The organism is Leptolyngbya sp. AN10, from assembly GCF_050565645.1.
Lineage (GTDB): Bacteria > Cyanobacteriota > Cyanobacteriia > Leptolyngbyales > Leptolyngbyaceae > Leptolyngbya.
Window position 1 is genome coordinate 129752 of record NZ_JBNXVP010000013.1, and the last position, 18863, is coordinate 148614.

Consider the following 18863-nt stretch of genomic DNA (forward strand, 5'->3'; position numbering starts at 1 on the left):
TTTGGCTCACCGCTGAAGGCAACATGTTCTAATTATCGATCGCTAAATTGTGAAATGCGATCGCGCCTTTGATGTCCGATCGCTTGATGATTTTCAAGAGGTCGATCGCTTATCCCTCTGTCGATCGCTCCTTCAACCAAGCTTCTAAATCAGCCATACTGGTGAAATCTAACAACGCTTCGCCCAAGTCTTCTAGCATCGGTAGAGACAAGGTTAAAAGCCGCGATCGCAGGTCTTCCGAAAGTTCCTGTCTCAGTCGTCGGGCAAGAAGACGGGTTACAAATGCGATTGCCTCTTCTTCCCGTCCTTCTTCCCGTCCTTCTTCCCGTCCTTCTTCCCGTCCTTCTTCCCGTCCTTCTTCCAAAATCGCTTGATAAGTCACCGACTCCCGCATCACGTCTCTCCTGATTATCTGCGAAATGACTGCTGCTTCAAATTTTAACCCAGACAACACATAAGTCGCTGCCATTGCTTCATGCTGCTGAGACTCATCTTCGATGTTTTGGATCTCCCGCACTGCTTGTCGTAAGGTCTGGATCGGGTTATCGCTGCGGCTGAGTCCCACGAACGGCAATAAGCCTGGAAACGCCATCAGTTCTTCGGCAGGCACATCCCAGATTCTGATCACGTTGAACTCTGCATACATCCCCGCAATCTCGAAATAGTTCTGATACACCCGCTCTGAAGTCGTTTCTCGCAGATAGAGGACGACTTGGTGAATCGTCTTGTCTGGAAATTTGCGATGCAGGCGTAAGCGGTAATCGGCTAATCGCATCGGTACATCGTCTTTGGGATCGGTTTGGAATTCGATATGCACGATTTCGTTCTGACCTTGGAGCAAAATTACACGGTCAGCGCGGATTGGCTCGATCGATAACTCAGTCGGGCTGAGTTCAGTGAGAGGAACCCGGTAGCCGAGCAACCAGCTTGCAAAGTCTTCAGGAAAGATTTCAGCCAGTCGCCGACAGGTGGTATCAAAGCTCATTCGGGCTACCGTTTACAGAATGATTGAGCATTTCTGCTTCTGGCTCAGAGTATCACTGAGAGATTGCACACTACAAGCCATTTCAAGCTTCAATTGCAATCGCTTTGCGCTTGCTGACTCAACCGACGATCGCGCTATCTTTGGGTCTGGAATCCTTTCCCTGCACCATACTGAACGGTGCAAAACTTCAGTGCATTGGTATTCGGATTGTAGATCGTGTAAGTTGCCCGCCCCGCCGTTCTTCCAACGTTCCCGACTCCGATGATTTTACGCGGACGAAGGCTTGTTGGCTCTGGCTCTGATTGTCGATCGAGCGTTGTCACCGCAGTTAGAACTTGACCTTGCTGGATCTCATATTCAAACGTTAATCCCGAACGTCCACAGAATAGATAGTTTGCATCCATTCGCATCACTCGATCGAGCATTTGAATCGGATCAGTTTCAGGCGTTAGCTCATCACTGACGCTCACTGTACTGCCATGAATGAGTAAGCAATCGAGTTCAAAGATGCCAAATTCTAGCGATCGTATCCACTGGACTAAATGACGCGGGACTGAATCCCATAGCATTTTTGTCATCTGGATACCATAGCGATCGATGAGTTCAGTCGGCTCTCCGACTCGCCCTAAACCATGCAAAATGAGTAACTGTTCTTCCCACCAACCCTGACAGACTTGTGGAACAAGTTCACCTCGACGTGGAGAAGTCAATCGATTGATCAATCTCTCATTATCGGCTTTGGGACTAATCACATCCCCCAAAACAAACAAAGCATCAACCCTTTGTCGTTGAATCTCTTTTAGCACTGCTTCGTATGCGGCGAGATTGCCTTCAATGCCGCTCAAAATTGCCCAATATGACATAATTATCGCTCACAGATATGAGTCGGATCGTCGGCGCGTTCTGCAAATTCCATGCCTTTTGAGAGTCTCCAAGCGAAGATTGCAGGCAGTCCCTTTTCGACGATCGCTGCACAGGTTTTTTGATAGTCGTATTCAACTTCTCGCAACGCAATTTGATCAGTACTATCGTCGTAAATGACATACGTTGCATTGGGTCTGCCATGTCGAGGCTCACCGACTGAACCAGCATTGACGATGCGTTTTAAGGGCGCAGTAAAGCGAATGGATTGATCTTGTTTGGACTGTTGTACTTTGATTTGCAGTTCTCCAGAGTCCAGCGATCGTACATACGGCACATGAGTGTGTCCACAAAACAGAATATCGGCTCCGGTTGATAGCACTCGTTCCATCGCCACAAACGCATCAATCTCAGGCAGCAAGTATTCATGATTACTATGAGGACTGCCATGCACAAAACAGAGATTTCCATCTCGTAAAGTATGAGGTAGCTGTGCTAAAAATGCTCTTACTTCTGGATGAATTTCTTGGTTTGTCCATTCATGCGCCTGTCGTCCTCGCTTTTCAGCGAGTAAAGATGGATAGCTACATTCACAAGCATTTAAGCCTTCAACCACATCTTCATCCCAACAGCCTTGAACGGTCGGAACATTCAAAGACCGAATCATCTCAACGACCGCATTTGGATACGGACCATATCCAACCAAATCGCCGAGACAGAACATTCGATCGACATTCTGATCATCTACATCAGATAGCACTGCATTCAGCGCCTCAAAATTTCCATGAATACAGGATAAAACTGCTGTTCTCATTGTGTTCTCCTCTAAGCGGGTACTTCTAGCGATTGCCGAATTTGATCTTGGTAGTACGCCAACACATCGTCTGCCAAACAACAATCCTGAAGTGTTTGCTTGATGGCAGTTTGATCAAAGGCTTCACCCACTACCTCAATGCCACTAAAGCGATCGGGTCTTCCATTGAGCGATCGAGCCACATTCAGTTCTGTGTAATCTGTCTCTAAACCTTGCACATAGTTAAAGTGAAACGCTCTGCCATCAACAACCTCAAAGATGCCTTTCGCCCGTTGAACAGATCCATACGCGCCTTCAGTCACTTCCTCCCAAAAGGTATCGAGGCTTGCCGGATCAAGCACTTGACCCGATAGATTCGAGCGCCAGAGTTGAGAACTAGGTACAGTTTGAGTTCCGGGCATGATCTGATCTGCCCAGTGATGCCATTCTGTGTTTGCCGAATTAGGGGCAACGATCGCAACTTTCTGATAATACTTAGTTGGAATTGTAAAAGATGCAAGATCTAGCTGAAAGCCAAGTTCAAGATAGACCGGAACCTTCACAGAAGCGAGTTCGGAAAGTTCTGAGAGAAACTTAATGTTTGGAGATTCGACAGCAAGATAAGTCGCATCAATTCCATCGCCCCCTAAAGAGCAATACGCGATCAATGAGTTCAGACTTTGCTGCTGAATCCAGGTGGTCTTACCCACTCCAGAAGCGCCAGCGACGAGAATTACCGGGAAGTTCATAATTAGAATGAGAATCATTCTCGTAAATTATACACACTTTTACCCAAATTTCGTCTAATCGAATGAGTTCGTTTTGGTGCCGAATCTGAACACTCATACAGAAAGCAGTTCAGTCTCGATTCTGCCAGAGTAGCCAAAGAAAGTAGGGCGTTCCAATCATTGCTGTGACTAATCCAGATGGAATTTCTTTTGGTGCTAGAGCGACTCGCCCAACTGTATCTGCAACCACTACTAAAGTCGCACCGAGCAAAGCAGATAAAGGAATAAGACGACGATGATGATTGCCGACTAGCAGACGAGCCGCATGAGGCGCAACTAGCCCGACAAAGCCCAAAGTTCCAACCGTTGCCACTGCCGCTGCTGCCAGCATCACCGCGATCGACATCAAGATCAATCGAGCCTGTTGCAGTCGAATGCCTACTAATTTCGGCAAATCGTCCCCCAATGCCATCAAATCAAGCCAACGAGCCGTTAACCCTGCGATCGGTAACAAAACGGGAAATACAATAAGCTGACCCAATTCATCCCAAGAACGAGCATAGGTACTTCCAGATAGCCAGACTAACGCTTGAGCGACTTGTAACCTTGCGCTCACAACCAGCAGATTGATGCCAGCCGCACAAAAAGCAGAAACCGCAATTCCAACCAAAGCTAATCGTCCGGGTGCAAAGCCATTTTGCCATGCGGTAAGACAGACGATCGCAAAAGTCGTAAAGGCTCCGAACATTGCCGCGATCGAGATAAATGACGCAGGTGCATTGGGAATTAGAGCTAAAACGAGGAGTGCAAACAATCCGGCTCCAGATGTAATACCGATGATTTCAGGTCCTGCGAGTGGATTGCGAATGACCCCTTGCAAAAGTAGTCCGCTGACAGATAATGATGCACCTGCAAACATTGCAACTAAAACACGGGACAATCGTAAATCAAATAAAACTTGCTGAGAAAAAGCATTGCCTTGTAGTGCTTGCAGCATTTCAAACAAGCTGAAGCGAATTTGACCAAATGCAATGCCTGAGAAAAGAGCAAGGATTAATAAACCCATCGCGATCGCAATCAATCCCGAATAAGGAAGATGCAATGCTTTCCCTGATAAAGAGCGATCGCTTCTTAAGCTCCCAACCGAATTTGTATTGCCCTCCGGAGTTTGACGCGCCAGCCAGATTAAAAACGGCGCACCAATCAGTGCTGTTACACTTCCAGCCGCAAGTTCACTGACATTTGTTGTAACTTGTTGAGCAGCTACATCTGCACTAATTACTAGAACTGCTCCCCAAACTGCTGATCCTGGCAGCAAAAATAGATGCTGTCGGACTCCCATCAATCGCACAAGATGAGGCGCAACTAATCCAACAAAACCGACTGCACCCACAACACTAACAACGATCGCAGCAAGAAATACAGCAATCACAATGCCGAAAAATCTTGCCGATTGTACTTTTACACCTAGCGATCGTGCAGTCTGATCATCAAGCAGCAACACATCCCATAGCCGAGTGAATAGAATTGCAATGACTGAACCTACTAGAATCTGCGGCAGTGCGTTTGTTACACCACTCCAATCGGTTTGAACTAAAGAACCTGCACCCCACAGAAACAATCCAGCCGTTTCATTTTCATATACAAGCTGTAAGGTGGCTGTGAAGGCTGACAACATCAGAGAAACAGCAACTCCAGCGAGAACTAATCGAATGGGGGTAACTCGGACACTCGTTGCGATCGCATAAACCAATCCTGCTGCAAGTAGTCCCCCTGCAAATGCAAAAAATTCAGGCGCGATCGCAAATTGCTCAGGGACAAAAATCGCACCTGCAACCACCGCAAAGTATGCGCCGGAATTTACACCTAATGTAGTCGGAGAAGCAAGCGGATTGCGTGTCATAGTTTGCAACAGTGTGCCTGCGATGCCTAATGCTATTCCGGTTAAGATTCCGATCGACGATCGAGGCAAAATTAAATATCGCAGTAAATTCTGTGCTTCGCTGTTGTCCGGTGAAAAAATTGCTCCTAGCACAGTTTCAAGACTGACATTTACTTGTCCTTGAGTGATATGAACCCAAAGCACAATTAGCAATAAGACAATTCCTGTAATGAATGCTTTCATGGCTTTTTCGTCAGAGCGGTCACTACTTTTTCAATGATGATTTGAGCCGAAAGCGCACCTCCAAACAACCAAGTATCGCTTCCAAGTGAAGTCACCCGGTTCTCTCGAACAAATTCGAGTCCTTGCCAGATGGGATTGTTTTGTAGCTTGTTAAATTCGGCATCATTTTCTGGTGCAACATAGAGAAAATGAGCTTGTTGAACCGCAGGCAAGGCTTCTATCCAAACGGTGTTAAAGCCATAGCGATCGAGCTTTCCTTTCCAAGCATTTTTCAAGCCCATTTGATTGAGAGTTCTCATTGCCATTGAGTTATCTGTAAATAACCGCAGTTGTGGTGTATTGCCTAAAAATTGACCTAACAAAATTGGGCGATCGCTTGATGAAGATTTAGCGGCTTGTGCGAGTCGATCGCTCAATTGTGCCAGAACTCGATCGCCTTGACTTCGTTGATTGGTTAGTTCTGCGATCGATAAAAAGGTTTGCTCCATTTCTTTGAATTGATCAAGCTGTCCCGGTTCAGGATAAGGGTTATATAGTTTAGTTGAGGTGATCTTGGATAAGTCTTGATAGATAGCTTCATGTCGAAGCTGAGTGCCAAAAATTATTTGAGGATTGAGACTTGCGATCGCTTCTAAACTAGGCTCTTGTCGAGTTCCAACATCTGTTGTATTCGGATTCAGTTCAGTTGGGATGTTGACATACTGCTGATAGCCTCGAATGTCAGCAACTCCTTTAGGCGGAATTCCAAGCGCTAATAGATTCTCCGCATAAACCCATTCCAGTGCCACAAAGCCTTGACGCTCGGATTGGATCGATCGAGATTGACACCCAGTTGCGAGTGCGGTTGCGATCGCAGTGAGTAAAAAATTGCGCCGATTGTAATAGTTCATTGCTCTGACCCTTAAAACTCTTCTGAAACACTGTGCAAACACATTGGCTTTTTGGTTTGGGGATGCGGCACAATGACCATCTCAGTGCCGAAAGTTTCTCGCAAAATTTCAGAAGTCATCACTTGTTCAGATCGTCCTTGAGCATACACCTGACCTTGACGCAGCAAAATCAACCAATCACTAAACATTGCGGCTTGATTAAGATCATGCAATACCCAACCAACTGTAAGCCCCTGTTCACGATTCAGCCGTCGCACTAACAACAAAATCTCTTGCTGATGACGAATATCTAAATAGGTCGTTGGCTCATCGAGCAGTAATACCTGAGTTTGTTGAGCCAATGCCATTGCTATCCAAGCTCGCTGCCGCTCTCCGCCTGAAAGAGTATCAACTGATCGATGTGCTAGCAGTTCCAATCTAGTCATCGCCAACGCCCAATCGATCGCAGTTTGATCCGGTGCTGAAAGTGCTTTGAATAGTCCTTGATAAGGATAGCGCCCATAAGCAATCAATTCGCGAATGGTAATCCTGCTAGGCACTTCTTGAGATTGTGGCAGAAAAGCTAACCGCCGTGCCAAATCCTTTGTTTTGAGCTTGGCAATATCCCGTCCATCTAAACAAACGATGCCTTGAGTCGGAGAAAGCAAGCGGGAAATAGTTCGCAAAACTGTACTTTTTCCAGAACCATTTGCACCAATTAAAGCGGTCACGGCTCCTCGTTGAAGCGCGATCGACAAATCAGGAACAACGATCGTTTCACCATAGCTGATTTTGAGATGATCAGTCTTGATCTCAGACAAAGCAAATTCTCCAACCAAAAGTGTTAGATAAAAATATCAGCTTAATGATAAGATTTTTCATTAATCTTGTGACGCATTTTTTACCAGGTTTCTATGTCAAAGCCGATCGCTCAACGTGAGTTTAACGAAATTTGGCAAGCAGCATCGACTCAAAATGAGATTTGGACTTGGGAAGGCAACCGAGGCTGGCGACATCTTCCACCTGCATTAGGACAAGGACAACGCCAAGTTACCACATTGCGAGACGGCTTTGAGCTTTGGTTTGATGATGTGATTTATAATCGTCCTCTTCATCTAGATTATTTGTACCAAATTCCTCAAATCACACTGACATTTTATCTATCGGGTGATTTTCGCATCATTAATCCAGGACTCCGACAAGAAGAAGATCGCTCAGAAGTATCTGGAGAAAGTTGTATTTGTTACTTGCCAGAAGTTCGATCAATTGAATACTACACCGAAAAACAACCCCTGCAACGAATTACACTCAGCGTTGATGTTGATTTCTTGCGCTCTTACACCGACTGGCAACTCATCCCCGATCGTATCCGACAATTGATCGACGGAAAATCGGTTGAACCCTTTCATCAAACTTTGGGGCTTCAATCAATGCAACATCAACCGCTTTTACAACAAATGCTCACCTGCCCCTATCAAGGCGCAATGCGGCATCTCTACTTAGAAAGTAAAGCGTTGGAACTCTTGACGCTGCAATTTTGGCGATGGGCACAAGATGAACAGCCTTTAGCAAAAACGCCGCAATGGAAACCCCAAGACCTGGAAAAACTTTATCAAGCTCAAGAAATTCTTAGACGCTCTCTCGATCGACCGCTTGATCAACGCCCTCCCTCGCTCCTTGAGATTGCTCGTCAAGTCGGACTGAATGACTGCAAATTAAAACAAGGATTTCGCCAAGTTTTCGGTACAACAGTCTTTGGTTATTTACGAACTTATCAGATGGAGCAGGCGCAGCGATTGTTAGCTGAAACAGATGCAAGCATTACTGAGATTGCTTATGCAGTCGGGTATGGAAGTTTACCCGCATTTAGTAATGCGTTTTATCGGCAGTTTGGCATCAGTCCAAAAGCGTATCGGTATCAATAAATACGAACTCCGTTTCGATTAAGTAATCTCCCGATCGCGTAAGACTTTTGAGAACCATTTCTGTACGCTTTAGACAGTAATAATTCTCAAGAAGCTCTGATTCAAGTGGATGGTGTGAGAGATGATTCGTCAGTTTTGGATTTATGTCAGTGCCGCGATCGCAGGATCAGTGTGGCAACCCGTTGCCCTAGCCGAGTTGCCGACAATTCAGTATCTTCGAGAGTTTCAACAACCTGCTAGAGCATCCGAGCTACTGACTCAAGCGCCGCAACTTGCCCAGATCACGAATGTTCGACTCGTGCCCGCCCGTGATGGGGTGAACGTCATTTTAGAGACTGCCAACAATCAAACACTGTCACAACCGACGCTAACCGAAGGAGAAACGACTCTGACGGCTGAATTTGCAGCAACACTTGCACTTCCTCAAGGAGAATCATTCCAAGCCAGCAATCCAGCCAGTGGGATTCAGTCAGTGATTGTACAAGCGATCGCACCCGATCGTGTTCAGGTCAGAATTGTCGGAACGAATGAACCTCCATTCGCAGAGATCACAACAAGCCAAACCGGGCTTATCTTAGCTGTCACGACCGCGATCGCTGAAGAAGAAGTGGTAGTCACAGCAACTCGAACTCAAGAATCGAGGCAAGATGTTCCGCAATCTATCACCGTTTTGAATCGAGAGCAGCTACAGCAACAATTCGCGATCTCTCGTGACCTATCAGATGCGCTGAGTAAGTTAGTCCCTGGACTGGCTGCTCCGAATGAGCGGAACAATCTTTTCGGTCAAACTCTGCGTGGACGGAATGTTACGGTTTTAATTGACGGAGTTCCGCAATCGACCACTCCGAACGTCTTTCGCGATTTGAGAACCATTGATCCAAGTGCGATCGAGCGAGTCGAAGTTTTGCGCGGACCTACTGCAATCTATGGTGATGGTGCAACTGGCGGAGTGGTGAATATTATCACGCGCACTCCTGTTAACAATCGCCTCACAGCGACCACAGAAATCGGCGTGAATACGTCTCTTACAGGTTCCGATGATGCTTGGGGTCAAACATTGCAGCAGACCTTTTCTGGCACAGAAGACAAGTTAGGTTACGTCTTCAGTGTTTCATTTGCGAATATTGGTAGTTTCTTTGATGCGCGGGGCAATCGTATTGCACTTGATCCGACTGGACAAGGCGGACTCTCAAATGCAGAAGCAATCAATCTATTCGGCAAATTGGTGTATCGACCTGATGCAAATCAGCAGCTTGTTTTTTCTGCTAATCGCTTTGATGACAGTCAAGATCCAGAATTTACCAGTGATCCGATCGTGAATCTGCTTCCAGGGCGGCAACGGGCGCGAGTATTGGAAGGTTTGGAACTTGATGATTTACCTGGGACTGAAAATTCAGTGTTCAACCTCGAATACACGAATCAGAATGTCTTTGGAAGCCGAGTGCGAGGGCAAGTTTACTACCGAAATGTATTAGCCCGATTTTTTCCCTTCGATGCTCGCAATACTGCTAGTTTAGGACGTTTAATCTTTCAGTCGCGAGTAGATTCGCAAAAGTTCGGGACGCGCTTCGATGTGGAAACACCCCTAACCAGGAATGGAGCGGTCAACTTACTCTGGGGCTTGGACTTTACGAATGAAAACTCTGAACAACCTGTCTCTTTCTTTGATCCGGTTGCATTTAATGCCAGTCGCGGGTTAGCATTTCGCAAATTAGGCGATCGTACTTGGACTCCGCCCCTAACGATCAACAATCTCGGCTTGTTTGGACAACTCGAAGCGAGATTTAGCGATCGCTTAATTCTACGCGGTGGAATTCGACATGAGCGAGCTTCGGTCAGTGTTGATGACTTTGTGACGATCGCAAACAACACGGTCACAGGTGGAAAAGTGAACTACGACGAAACATTGTTCAATGCTGGAGCCGTTTACAAAATCACATCGCAACTGAGTGCATTTGCTAGCTTTTCCCAAGGCTTTTCGCTAGCAGATATTGGACGAGTGTTGAGAGCCGCGCCGAACAATTTCCAGTTTGAGCAAGTTCGACCCGAACCGCAAAAGGTGAACAACTATGAAATTGGCTTACGCGGTGAATGGCAGAATGTTCAAGCTTCAATTTCCGGTTTCTACAATACTTCTGATTTGGGGACAACCTTTGCTGCTAGCTTCGTCGATATTATTCGTGCGCCTGAGCAAATTTATGGCGTAGAAGCAACGTTAGATGTACAGCCTAGCAAGACCTGGAATTTGGGGCTGACTGCTAGCTTAGTTGAGGGAAGGATTGATGCAAACAACGATGGGGATTACGAGAACTTCCTTGATGGCTTTCGGATTCCGCCGCTGAAGCTAACCGCTTATGTTGAGAATGAAACCCTTCCAGGTTGGCGAAATCGATTGCAATTACTTTATTCTGGCAGCCGCGATCGCTTCAATAACAGTTCTGCATTTGGTCGCCAAGCCGTGAATGACTATCTAACGGTTGATTTTCTGACTAGTGTGAAAATCGGCAGCGGAACCTTACAAGTCGCGATCGAGAATCTATTCAACACCGACTATTTTCCGGTTGTTTCTCAACTGCAAACCAGCGATGTGCAATATCTTGCAGGGCGGGGACGATCGATCAGTGTACGCTATCAATTTACTTGGTAAGGTGACTTACACTAAAGATAGCAAATGCCAAATAGTTCGAGGGTGTGATAGTACAACTGAAACGTATCAGACTGCCGCCGCTGTTGTTCTAACTGCTCAACGATTCTATTACTGTATCCATTTGCCGGTTGGAGCAAATACGACAAAGCGATCGTACATTTTTTGACGCTTCTGTAATAGGTGCGCCACAAGCGTTAGAGTTTGCATCCCAGCACCCACGATCGCCAGATTAATTTCTGACAGCATAGCGACGCGAAAATTTAGAGAATGATTATCATTATTTTTTGCATAATGTCTCATAATGATATTGTTGTCGTTCTATCAAGCCATCAATGTCTAATATTGAATCTTCAGAACAAAGGTTGCATCTCACCCAGCGTCCGCGTCGGTTGCGTCGGACTGCAACACTGCGTGGAATGGTACAGGAAACTCAACTTCGAGTCGAAGATTTGATCTATCCTCTGTTCGTGATGGAAGGCAAAGGGCAGAAGGTTGAAGTTGATTCGATGCCCGGATGCTACCGATACTCGCTAGATTTGCTGCTTAAAGAAGTGGCTGAGGTGTTTGAGCTAGGAATTGGGGCAATTGCTCTCTTTCCTCTGATTCCCGATGCTCAGAAGGATAATGCTGGAACCGAAAGCTACAATCCAGAAGGTCTGATTCCTCGCACTGTTCGGGCGATCAAACAGCAGACTCCTGAGATTGTTGCGATTACTGATATTGCGCTTGATCCATACAGTGATCAAGGACACGATGGCATTGTTAGGAATGGCAAGATTCTGAATGATGAGACGGTTGCAGTGTTGGTGAAGCAAGCGATCGCACAAGCTGAAGCAGGCGCGGATATGGTTGCTCCGTCGGACATGATGGATGGACGAGTGGGAGCCATTCGCAGAGCACTAGATGAGCGTGGATTCATTGATGTGAGCATTTTGGCTTATTCTGCGAAGTATGCGTCTGCTTACTATGGTCCGTTTCGGGATGCGCTCGATTCGGCTCCTAAATTTGGCGATAAAAAGACCTATCAAATGGATGCCGCAAATGCTCAAGAAGCCTTGAAAGAGGTGGCGCTGGATATTGCAGAAGGTGCAGATATTGTCATGGTCAAACCTGCACTGGCGTATCTGGATATCATTCATCGGGTGCGAGAATGTACAAACCTTCCTGTAGCTGCCTACAACGTGAGTGGCGAATATGCAATGATCAAAGCGGCGGGACAACAGGGCTGGATTGATGAGAAAAAAGTGATTCTAGAAACGCTATTAAGTATTAAACGAGCAGGAGCAGATTTAATTTTGACCTACTTTGCGAAAGAAGTTGCATTGATGTTGCGGTAGCGTATGGCAGATTCGGAACTGATAGCGCGATTACTAAGAGCGATCGATATTCTTGAGCAACTGGAGAATGCGATGGAGATCGCGCCGACTCCAGAAATTGAGCAGATCTTGCAAGAAGCTTGGCTAAAAATTAGTAATACCTTTCCTGAAGACTTCAAAGATGCAACTCATTTAGATGCGAGTGCTGAAGGATTGCGGCGATATCTGAAAGTGCAAGCTTTCTTTCGTGATCCGACGCAGCAGGCAATCAGTTCAGGAGAGCTAGAACTTTACTATCAGAATCAATCGCCTCCGTCTGAAGAGGCAGCAGACTTTTTCTTTCCTGATGAATCTTGAGGAAGCGATGATACAACTCTACGATGAACAATGGGCAAAGCAGTATGATGAGATGGCAAGAGCAGGACTCCCTGGATACGAAGCGATTCATCGCATTACTGCGGCTGTGTTTCTCTCTCGCTTGCCAAATGATGCCAAAATTCTAGTTATCGGTTCAGGAACAGGAACAGAGTTACTGACCCTTGGTGCAAAAAATCCTACTTGGCAGTTTGTTGCAGTTGAACCTGCTGAAGCAATGATGACAGCTTGCCAAAGTCGAATTGATCAAGTAGGAATGCGCGATCGTGTTACTTTTCATGCTGGTTTTTTAGAGTCGCTTACGTCCGATGAACGTTTCGATGGGGCAACTTCGATCTTGGTTTCGCAACATCTTGTGGATGAATCAAAGCGAATCGAATTCTTTCATCAAATCGCACATCGGCTGAAACCGAAAGCATCGCTTGTGACCGCAGATTTATTTGGCGAAGTTGCTTCAGAGGAATTCCAAATTCTCGAACCCATTTGGCGGCAGCAAGGAATATCGTCAGGTATGCCAGAGATCGCATTTGATACTATCGTGGAAAAATTTGGCAAAGAGATTTCGTTGGTTTCTGAGTGGACGATCGCGGATTATTTGCAAAAAGCAGGGTTTGCTGTTCCTCATCTAATCTTTCGCTCACTGATGTATGGGGTGTGGCTTACTCAAGTTGCTTGACCCGCGATCGTTCATTCGTGTATCGTAACTTCGAGTTCGGCATTTGAAAATCAAGCGGGTGTAGTTTCCCAGTCGAGGCAGTGTTGTCTCGTCTCAAAATTCACTAAAGCGCTAAAAGGATGTTTGAAAAGCAAGGAACGTCTCTTTCCAAACATCCTCTTAACAAGCAGCGAATTTCACTCACAAGGGCATTCTCATGCTCTAGAAATCCTCTTCGTAAGCTGGAGCATCACCGCCCTCGTTGTCGCGCTTCGAGCCGAGAAGCTGAAGTCGATCGACTAAAATCACAGGCGACGATCGAGGTGCACCCGAATTCTTATCTGTCCAGGTATCGAACTTCAGCGCTCCCTTGACTCCGATCAAGCTGCCTTTGCGAACATAATTCGATGCTACCTCTGCCTGCTTACCCCAGAGTTCGAGATTAAACCAATCGGGCTGATCACTATTTTTGGTTTGTCGATTGACTGCCAGCGTCAAGCGGCATTTCACGCTGCCCGATTCAAAAAATTTCACATCGGGTTCACCACCCACTCGTCCCACGAGCGTTACCACATTCAAGCTCATAGTTCACCTGTACTTAATTTGTCGATCGCCTCCATATTAATCGATCTATCCGTAAAATCGGAGATCAAAATTAAACTCAGCGCTGAATCCGTATTTCTCCGCTTGAAACTTCTCGATCGCTCTAGACTCGGCATCGAAACTGTAATAAGATCCACTATCGATCAAGGTCTTTGCGTGGCATTGCAATCTTCAGCGTACTCATTGCAGTTTAAGCAGTTTAAGAGGCAAGAATCTAGTGGGTTTTTTCAATCGCTTCTCCCTTTCACGGGACATGGGTATCGATCTCGGTACCGCTAACACCCTGGTCTACGTATCCGGTAAAGGTATTGTTCTATCTGAACCCTCGGTGGTCGCGATCGACCAGGCGGAAAAAGTTCCCCTAGCTGTCGGTGAGGATGCCAAACGAATGTTGGGACGGACTCCCGGCAACGTCGTTGCGCTCCGTCCTCTGCGCGATGGAGTCATTGCTGATTTCGACACCGCAGAACTCATGCTGAAACACTTTATTCAGCGCGTTCATGAAGGAAAAGCTCTGGTTTCTCCTCGCATAGTGATTGGCATTCCTAGCGGCGTGACCGGTGTAGAACGTCGGGCAGTCATGGAAGCGGCATCGCAAGCGGGAGCGCGAGAGGTGTACTTGATCGATGAACCTGTTGCGGCTGCGATCGGAGCTGGCTTACCCGTGGCAGAACCAACCGGAAACATGATCATCGATATCGGTGGCGGTACAACCGAAGTCGCGGTTCTGAGTTTGCAAGGAACGGTTTTAAGTGAATCGGTTCGAGTCGCAGGCGATGAATTGAGCGATGCGATCGTGCAGTACATGAAAAAAGTTCACAACCTGGTGATCGGGGAAAGAACCGCTGAAGAAATCAAAATTCAAATCGGTTCTGCTTATCCGAGTGCTGCCGATGAGGATGTGATGGAAGTGCGCGGATTGCACCTGTTATCGGGACTACCGCGAACCGTGACGATTAAAGGACCGGAGATTCGTGAAAGTATGTCAGAGCCGTTGTCGGTCATTGTCGATGCGGTGAAGCGAACTTTAGAGCGGACTCCCCCGGAGCTTGCTGCGGATATTATCGATCGAGGAATTATGCTGGCAGGCGGGGGCGCTCTTCTCAAGGGAATCGACACGCTGATCAGCCATGAAACGGGAATTGTCGTCCATGTTGCCGCCGATCCGCTGAGTTGTGTTGTGCTAGGGACAGGTCGTGTGTTAGAAAACTTCAAGCAATTGGAGCGTGTGTTCAGCACTCGTCCCCCTCGCTAAATTGTCCTGATTGGGCGCAACTGAGCGTGGAAGCTATACATAGTCTTGCACTCGTGAGACTGGATTAACAATGCCGTCTATTGCCTGAGAACGCTGAATGTACGAATTGCGCCGCTGGTGGGATCGATTTGGAATTCCATTTACTCTAGCCACCCTGGGATTGGGGACGGCTCTTTTGGTTCGTCAAACTCAAGCCGGGTTTGTGATGGAAACTTACCAGTGGCTCACTCGTCCATTTCAGGCGAAAACGCTGACTCCAGACCAGTTGGCGAATATTCAGAATACGGAACTGCGCCAGCGATTAATCGAACTAGAGAGCAAGAACCAGAAACTAGAAGAATTGTTGGGACTTGCTCGATCGAAGAAAGTCGAGGGCATTCCCGCGCCTGTGATTGGTCGCAGTGCGGATCATTGGTGGCAGCAGGTCACACTCGGACGCGGCTCAAATAATGGAGTCCAAGAAGGCGCAGTTGTGATGAGTCCAGGGGGGTTAGTCGGTCGTGTGACTCAAACGACTCCTAGTACTAGCCGCGTTCTCTTGCTCAGTGATCCATCGAGCCGAGTGGGAGTAGCAATTAGCCGCAGCCGATTCATGGGTTATCTACGCGGTAAGACTGGAAATCGCGCTGTGATGGAATTTTTTGAAAAAGTTCCTGATGTCCGTAAAGATGACATCGTGACGACTTCTTCGTTCAGCCAATTGTATCCAGCCGGAATTCCGATCGGACGAGTGGAATCGGTCGATTTGACCAAAAGCCCTGCTCCTGAAGCCACGATCGAGCTAACGGCTCCAATCAGTTATCTCGAATGGGCAATTATTTATCCGCATTCGCCCGCTTTAGCAGAACCACTCCCCGCTGCCACTCCAAAGCCTTCTCCATCGGTTGCTCCTTCACCGGATGCTTCTGTGTCTCCTGATGCCTCGCCTGCTCCAGACGCTTCACCGAGTGTGACTCCATGACTCTTCGTGCGATCGAAAACTTTGTCGATACCTATCCGATCGCCCGTCCGATTCTCAACGGCGCGGTCACAGTTGCTTCTATATGGCTGTGTTTGGTTCTATTGCCGCTGCGATTACCTGGAATGGAACTGGCTGGAATTAGTCCAAACTGGCTATTGATCTGGGTCGTGGCTTGGAGCGTGAAGCGAGTAGTTTGGCAAAGTGCAATGGTAGGCTTTATTTTGGGCTTGTTACAGGATGGGATGACTTCGCCAGAACCGACTCATGCACTCAGCTTGATGGTCGTCGGTGCGCTGACAGCAAGATTACAGAAGCAGAAATATATCCAAGAAGATTTTATTTCTGTTGCGCTGATTGTCTTTTTGATGGCAGTGATTTCGGAAACGGTGACAGCACTTCAGTTCAGTTTTATTGGCGATCGCTCTCTTTCTGAAATTTGGACGCATCACCAATTCGTGGCGCTGAGTTCTGCGATTCTGAGCAGCTTGTGGGCACCTGTCGTTTACTTTCCACTGAATCGCTGGTGGGAAACTATGGCAGTCTCAGAGCAGACCTAGATTTTTAAGGATCGATCGAGAGGCAGAGGGACAAAATCTCTCTGCTTTTTAGTGTTTAAAAACTTAGTCCATTTTTTAGACCAAGTATCATAATATACTTGCTTCTCCTGAGTTTTCTTTGGCAAAATATTCTTGTGACCAATCGCGATCGCATTCCTTCTTTCTTCGCGTTAACGGAAGCGATCCCGAAATCATTGCAATATTTTTCAAAACCATTCGGGTGTAGTGCTGAGTTCGTTATCATACTTTCGATCCATGAAATCTCATCGAGCTTCCCGAAATCTAACTCGCAGACAGTTCACAACACTTTCGACTTTCGGCTTTCTCAATCTGATGGCAACCAGTGCAGGAGCAAGCATTACTTTGCCCAATCTGATTTCTCCTAAGCGATCGCAACTCGGCACAACGTTCAGCCAGTTACAGTGCTGGTATCTTGGGCTGGATTATCGCACTGCATTTCGGGAAATTTGCGATCTAGGCTTTGAGCGTTTACGACTTTGCGCCTATTGGCATGAACTTCAACCGAGACCGAATCAGTTCGATTTCAGCACGATCGATTGGTTGCTCGAAGAAAGCGATCGACGTGGGATCGAAGTCACCTTAGCGGTCGGGATGAAAGTGCCACGCTATCCAGAGTTTCATTTCCCCGACTGGATGCGATCGAAATATGATACGAAAACGGCGCGAGTCATGGATCGAGATCCAGCGATCGCAGATTTAACGTTAAAAATGCTTGATCGAGTTGTCAGTCATACCAAAACCGCTCCAGCAATCAAATACTGGCAAGTTGAGAACGAACCTTTTACAACGCTGGAAATTACGCATGGTCGATCGCTCAGTGAATCATTCGTGAAACAAGAAGTAAAACTCGTTCGATCTCATGCTCGATCGGATCAAAAGATTCTTCTGACGAATGCAATCACACTTCCAGATGGACAAGGACAGGAAGACAGTCAAGCCTTCAGAGCAAGTCTTTGGTTAGCAGATGCGATCGGATTCAATGTCTATACGAAAGTGCCACATGGCTCGAACTATTTAGAAGCACATCCGCAGTATTGGAAAAAGCTCAAAGCTTGGCGATCGGAACTCAAACGCTGGGGGAAAGAAGGCTGGATCGCAGAAGCACAAGCGGAACCTTGGGAGCACAATGAATTAGTCCCGGTCGCACAGTCTGAGTATCCGAGTTCATCACCCCTTCAGGCATTGAGTCTTGTCGATCGAGTTCAAGAAATCGGCTTTGATCCTGTCCTGTTGTGGGGTTGTGAATATTGGTACTGGCATCGCAGACAAGGACGTGAGCAGTGGTGGCTTGGAATGCGTCAACTGCTCGAATCTTAAGTTTCTAAAGGCAGTTGCTCATGGCAGTGGTTATCCTGAAACAGTAAGTTTTTCTTGTGCCCGTGTTCATGAGCAAACCCGCTCCTCGCCACTCTTCTACAGTTAGAACAATCTGGCGACTGATTAATCTAACGCTGTTAGCGATCGGCTTTTTTACTCCAATCGTCCAGGATCAAACCTTTGGCACAATCCACTATCTGAACATCCTGTCTATAATGTTGATATTCTTGCCGGGTGTAATTTTTCAAGCGATCGCAATTCCCACAAAACTCCCCGGACTCTTCCTATACCTGGGAGGATTGCTTAGTCTGATCAGCTTGATCGTTTATGCAATGCTGGAAAGTCTTGCGTTGATTGGGTGGAGAAAGAAGCGAAAAACGATACGATCGCTCTTTCTCATCACCATGAGCGGGATCGGTGTATTTGCCGTTCTGTTCCTCTGGCAAGGACATCTCACTCATGGTGCTTGGATTCTCGTAACGGGGCTAGTTTCCTGCTTAATTCTTGAAGCGGTTGAACGCTTCAAACCTAGCCGTTAGTGCGATCAGTCTGCAAATATTCTGACTTAGATTTAATCGAACAAAATGCTCCAACTGCGGGTTTTGGTGCTTGGAGATTGGGCAAGGTTGGCGGAGATGCGGGAGCTACGCTGTTGCCATAGGCAATCGCACTCGCGATCGGTTGTGCCAACAGCGTAATCAAACACGAGCAACCAGCTAACAGAAATAACTCTAACCGTTTTGTTTTCATTCTTCAGGACTACGGGCAATCTGCTCTGCCAAGATAACAAAATTTTGCCGCAATGATGCGGTTTCGTTCCAGATCTCGCAACGCATGATCCCCGATAAAAAACGAGAGCAATAATTTCAA

Annotated in this window: 20 protein-coding genes; 10 read left to right on the forward strand and 10 right to left on the reverse strand. The window is 46.9% G+C overall.

Going from position 1 to position 18863, the window contains the following annotated elements; translation table 11 throughout:
* Positions 1-109: 109 nt before the first annotated feature.
* The 7 genes from ACQ4M5_RS19410 to ACQ4M5_RS19440 form a co-directional block, all read right to left on the reverse strand.
* Positions 110-985 (reverse strand): Rpn family recombination-promoting nuclease/putative transposase, encoded by an 876-nt coding sequence (locus ACQ4M5_RS19410; protein ID WP_430677315.1) that lies wholly within the window; start codon positions 983-985, stop codon positions 110-112.
* Positions 986-1119: 134 nt separating this feature from the next.
* The gene (locus tag ACQ4M5_RS19415) at positions 1120-1848 is read right to left on the reverse strand and encodes a metallophosphoesterase family protein (RefSeq protein ID WP_430677316.1); all 729 of its coding nucleotides are present in this window, start codon (positions 1846-1848) and stop codon (positions 1120-1122) included.
* 2 nt (positions 1849-1850) lie between these two features.
* Positions 1851-2660 carry a metallophosphoesterase family protein gene (locus ACQ4M5_RS19420; protein WP_430677317.1) on the reverse strand — a complete coding sequence of 270 codons (810 nt, stop codon included), beginning with the start codon at positions 2658-2660 and terminating at the stop codon, positions 1851-1853.
* Positions 2661-2671: 11 nt separating this feature from the next.
* Entirely contained in the window at positions 2672-3388 is a 717-nt protein-coding gene (locus ACQ4M5_RS19425) for a GTP-binding protein (RefSeq protein WP_430677318.1), read from the reverse strand.
* Between the two features lie 109 nt (positions 3389-3497).
* Positions 3498-5492: an iron ABC transporter permease gene (locus tag ACQ4M5_RS19430; protein ID WP_430677319.1), complete on the reverse strand. Its 1995-nt coding sequence runs from the start codon at positions 5490-5492 to the stop codon at positions 3498-3500.
* On the reverse strand, positions 5489-6382 hold the full coding sequence (locus ACQ4M5_RS19435; protein ID WP_430677320.1) for an ABC transporter substrate-binding protein: 894 nt from the start codon (positions 6380-6382) through the stop codon (positions 5489-5491). Before ACQ4M5_RS19435 ends, ACQ4M5_RS19430 begins: the two co-directional genes overlap by 4 nt.
* 11 nt (positions 6383-6393) lie before the next feature.
* On the reverse strand, positions 6394-7182 hold the full coding sequence (locus tag ACQ4M5_RS19440; RefSeq protein WP_430677322.1) for an ABC transporter ATP-binding protein: 789 nt from the start codon (positions 7180-7182) through the stop codon (positions 6394-6396).
* Positions 7183-7275: 93 nt separating this feature from the next.
* Between ACQ4M5_RS19440 and ACQ4M5_RS19445 the strand changes: the two genes are divergently transcribed.
* Together ACQ4M5_RS19445 and ACQ4M5_RS19450 are read left to right on the forward strand one after the other, a co-directional pair.
* The gene (locus ACQ4M5_RS19445; RefSeq protein ID WP_430677323.1) at positions 7276-8286 is read left to right on the forward strand and encodes a helix-turn-helix transcriptional regulator; all 1011 of its coding nucleotides are present in this window, start codon (positions 7276-7278) and stop codon (positions 8284-8286) included.
* A gap of 121 nt (positions 8287-8407) precedes the next feature.
* Positions 8408-10933, forward strand: a complete 2526-nt coding sequence (locus ACQ4M5_RS19450) for a TonB-dependent receptor (protein WP_430677325.1) — start codon at positions 8408-8410, stop codon at positions 10931-10933.
* A gap of 108 nt (positions 10934-11041) precedes the next feature.
* On the opposite strand, the gene ACQ4M5_RS19455 is transcribed toward ACQ4M5_RS19450, so the two are convergent.
* Positions 11042-11179, reverse strand: a complete 138-nt coding sequence (locus ACQ4M5_RS19455) for a hypothetical protein (RefSeq protein WP_430677327.1) — start codon at positions 11177-11179, stop codon at positions 11042-11044.
* Positions 11180-11265: 86 nt separating this feature from the next.
* On the opposite strand from ACQ4M5_RS19455, the gene hemB reads away from it, so the two are divergent.
* The 3 genes from hemB to ACQ4M5_RS19470 are packed head-to-tail and all read left to right on the forward strand — an operon-like array spanning position 11266 to position 13300.
* On the forward strand, positions 11266-12270 hold the full coding sequence (gene hemB / locus ACQ4M5_RS19460) for a porphobilinogen synthase (RefSeq protein ID WP_430677328.1): 1005 nt from the start codon (positions 11266-11268) through the stop codon (positions 12268-12270).
* 3 nt (positions 12271-12273) lie between these two features.
* The gene (locus ACQ4M5_RS19465) at positions 12274-12606 is read left to right on the forward strand and encodes a hypothetical protein (protein ID WP_430677329.1); all 333 of its coding nucleotides are present in this window, start codon (positions 12274-12276) and stop codon (positions 12604-12606) included.
* 7 nt (positions 12607-12613) lie between these two features.
* Positions 12614-13300: an SAM-dependent methyltransferase gene (locus ACQ4M5_RS19470; RefSeq protein ID WP_430677330.1), complete on the forward strand. Its 687-nt coding sequence runs from the start codon at positions 12614-12616 to the stop codon at positions 13298-13300.
* Positions 13301-13501: 201 nt separating this feature from the next.
* Here ACQ4M5_RS19470 and ACQ4M5_RS19475 read toward each other — a convergent pair whose 3' ends face one another.
* Complete coding sequence (locus tag ACQ4M5_RS19475; RefSeq protein WP_430677331.1) at positions 13502-13864, reverse strand: single-stranded DNA-binding protein; 363 nt, start codon at positions 13862-13864, stop codon at positions 13502-13504.
* Between the two features lie 271 nt (positions 13865-14135).
* Here ACQ4M5_RS19475 and ACQ4M5_RS19480 point away from each other — a divergent pair, with 271 nt between their 5' ends.
* From ACQ4M5_RS19480 to ACQ4M5_RS19500, 5 genes are all read left to right on the forward strand, one after another.
* Positions 14136-15137 carry a rod shape-determining protein gene (locus ACQ4M5_RS19480; RefSeq protein WP_059000572.1) on the forward strand — a complete coding sequence of 334 codons (1002 nt, stop codon included), beginning with the start codon at positions 14136-14138 and terminating at the stop codon, positions 15135-15137.
* 97 nt (positions 15138-15234) lie between these two features.
* Positions 15235-16098 (forward strand): rod shape-determining protein MreC, encoded by an 864-nt coding sequence (mreC, locus tag ACQ4M5_RS19485; RefSeq protein WP_430677332.1) that lies wholly within the window; start codon positions 15235-15237, stop codon positions 16096-16098.
* Positions 16095-16655: a rod shape-determining protein MreD gene (mreD, locus tag ACQ4M5_RS19490; RefSeq protein WP_430677333.1), complete on the forward strand. Its 561-nt coding sequence runs from the start codon at positions 16095-16097 to the stop codon at positions 16653-16655. The genes mreC and mreD overlap by 4 nt, the downstream gene beginning before the upstream one ends.
* Positions 16656-16910: 255 nt before the next feature.
* The gene (locus tag ACQ4M5_RS19495; RefSeq protein ID WP_430677334.1) at positions 16911-17993 is read left to right on the forward strand and encodes a beta-galactosidase; all 1083 of its coding nucleotides are present in this window, start codon (positions 16911-16913) and stop codon (positions 17991-17993) included.
* Positions 17994-18061: 68 nt separating this feature from the next.
* Complete coding sequence (locus tag ACQ4M5_RS19500; RefSeq protein WP_430677335.1) at positions 18062-18532, forward strand: hypothetical protein; 471 nt, start codon at positions 18062-18064, stop codon at positions 18530-18532.
* Here the strand turns inward: ACQ4M5_RS19500 and ACQ4M5_RS19505 are convergent.
* Entirely contained in the window at positions 18522-18743 is a 222-nt protein-coding gene (locus tag ACQ4M5_RS19505) for a hypothetical protein (protein WP_430677336.1), read from the reverse strand. The two genes, ACQ4M5_RS19500 and ACQ4M5_RS19505, sit on opposite strands and share 11 nt — an antisense overlap.
* Positions 18744-18863 lie beyond the last annotated feature (120 nt).

What these genes read in the sequence shown, in the direction of transcription:
- ACQ4M5_RS19435 (WP_430677320.1), bottom strand. Translation starts at nt 6,382, where the DNA reads ATGAACTATTACAATCGGCGCAATTTTTTACTCACTGCGATCGCAACC.
- mreC (WP_430677332.1), top strand. Translation starts at nt 15,235, where the DNA reads ATGTACGAATTGCGCCGCTGGTGGGATCGATTTGGAATTCCATTTACT.
- ACQ4M5_RS19480 (WP_059000572.1), top strand. Translation starts at nt 14,136, where the DNA reads ATGGGTATCGATCTCGGTACCGCTAACACCCTGGTCTACGTATCCGGT.
- ACQ4M5_RS19450 (WP_430677325.1), top strand. Translation starts at nt 8,408, where the DNA reads ATGATTCGTCAGTTTTGGATTTATGTCAGTGCCGCGATCGCAGGATCA.
- ACQ4M5_RS19470 (WP_430677330.1), top strand. Translation starts at nt 12,614, where the DNA reads ATGATACAACTCTACGATGAACAATGGGCAAAGCAGTATGATGAGATG.
- ACQ4M5_RS19445 (WP_430677323.1), top strand. Translation starts at nt 7,276, where the DNA reads ATGTCAAAGCCGATCGCTCAACGTGAGTTTAACGAAATTTGGCAAGCA.
- ACQ4M5_RS19465 (WP_430677329.1), top strand. Translation starts at nt 12,274, where the DNA reads ATGGCAGATTCGGAACTGATAGCGCGATTACTAAGAGCGATCGATATT.
- ACQ4M5_RS19475 (WP_430677331.1), bottom strand. Translation starts at nt 13,864, where the DNA reads ATGAGCTTGAATGTGGTAACGCTCGTGGGACGAGTGGGTGGTGAACCC.
- ACQ4M5_RS19500 (WP_430677335.1), top strand. Translation starts at nt 18,062, where the DNA reads ATGAGCAAACCCGCTCCTCGCCACTCTTCTACAGTTAGAACAATCTGG.
- ACQ4M5_RS19430 (WP_430677319.1), bottom strand. Translation starts at nt 5,492, where the DNA reads ATGAAAGCATTCATTACAGGAATTGTCTTATTGCTAATTGTGCTTTGG.
- ACQ4M5_RS19415 (WP_430677316.1), bottom strand. Translation starts at nt 1,848, where the DNA reads ATGTCATATTGGGCAATTTTGAGCGGCATTGAAGGCAATCTCGCCGCA.
- ACQ4M5_RS19410 (WP_430677315.1), bottom strand. Translation starts at nt 985, where the DNA reads ATGAGCTTTGATACCACCTGTCGGCGACTGGCTGAAATCTTTCCTGAA.
- hemB (WP_430677328.1), top strand. Translation starts at nt 11,266, where the DNA reads ATGTCTAATATTGAATCTTCAGAACAAAGGTTGCATCTCACCCAGCGT.
- ACQ4M5_RS19455 (WP_430677327.1), bottom strand. Translation starts at nt 11,179, where the DNA reads ATGCTGTCAGAAATTAATCTGGCGATCGTGGGTGCTGGGATGCAAACT.
- ACQ4M5_RS19505 (WP_430677336.1), bottom strand. Translation starts at nt 18,743, where the DNA reads ATGAAAACAAAACGGTTAGAGTTATTTCTGTTAGCTGGTTGCTCGTGT.
- ACQ4M5_RS19495 (WP_430677334.1), top strand. Translation starts at nt 16,911, where the DNA reads ATGAAATCTCATCGAGCTTCCCGAAATCTAACTCGCAGACAGTTCACA.
- ACQ4M5_RS19425 (WP_430677318.1), bottom strand. Translation starts at nt 3,388, where the DNA reads ATGAACTTCCCGGTAATTCTCGTCGCTGGCGCTTCTGGAGTGGGTAAG.
- mreD (WP_430677333.1), top strand. Translation starts at nt 16,095, where the DNA reads ATGACTCTTCGTGCGATCGAAAACTTTGTCGATACCTATCCGATCGCC.
- ACQ4M5_RS19420 (WP_430677317.1), bottom strand. Translation starts at nt 2,660, where the DNA reads ATGAGAACAGCAGTTTTATCCTGTATTCATGGAAATTTTGAGGCGCTG.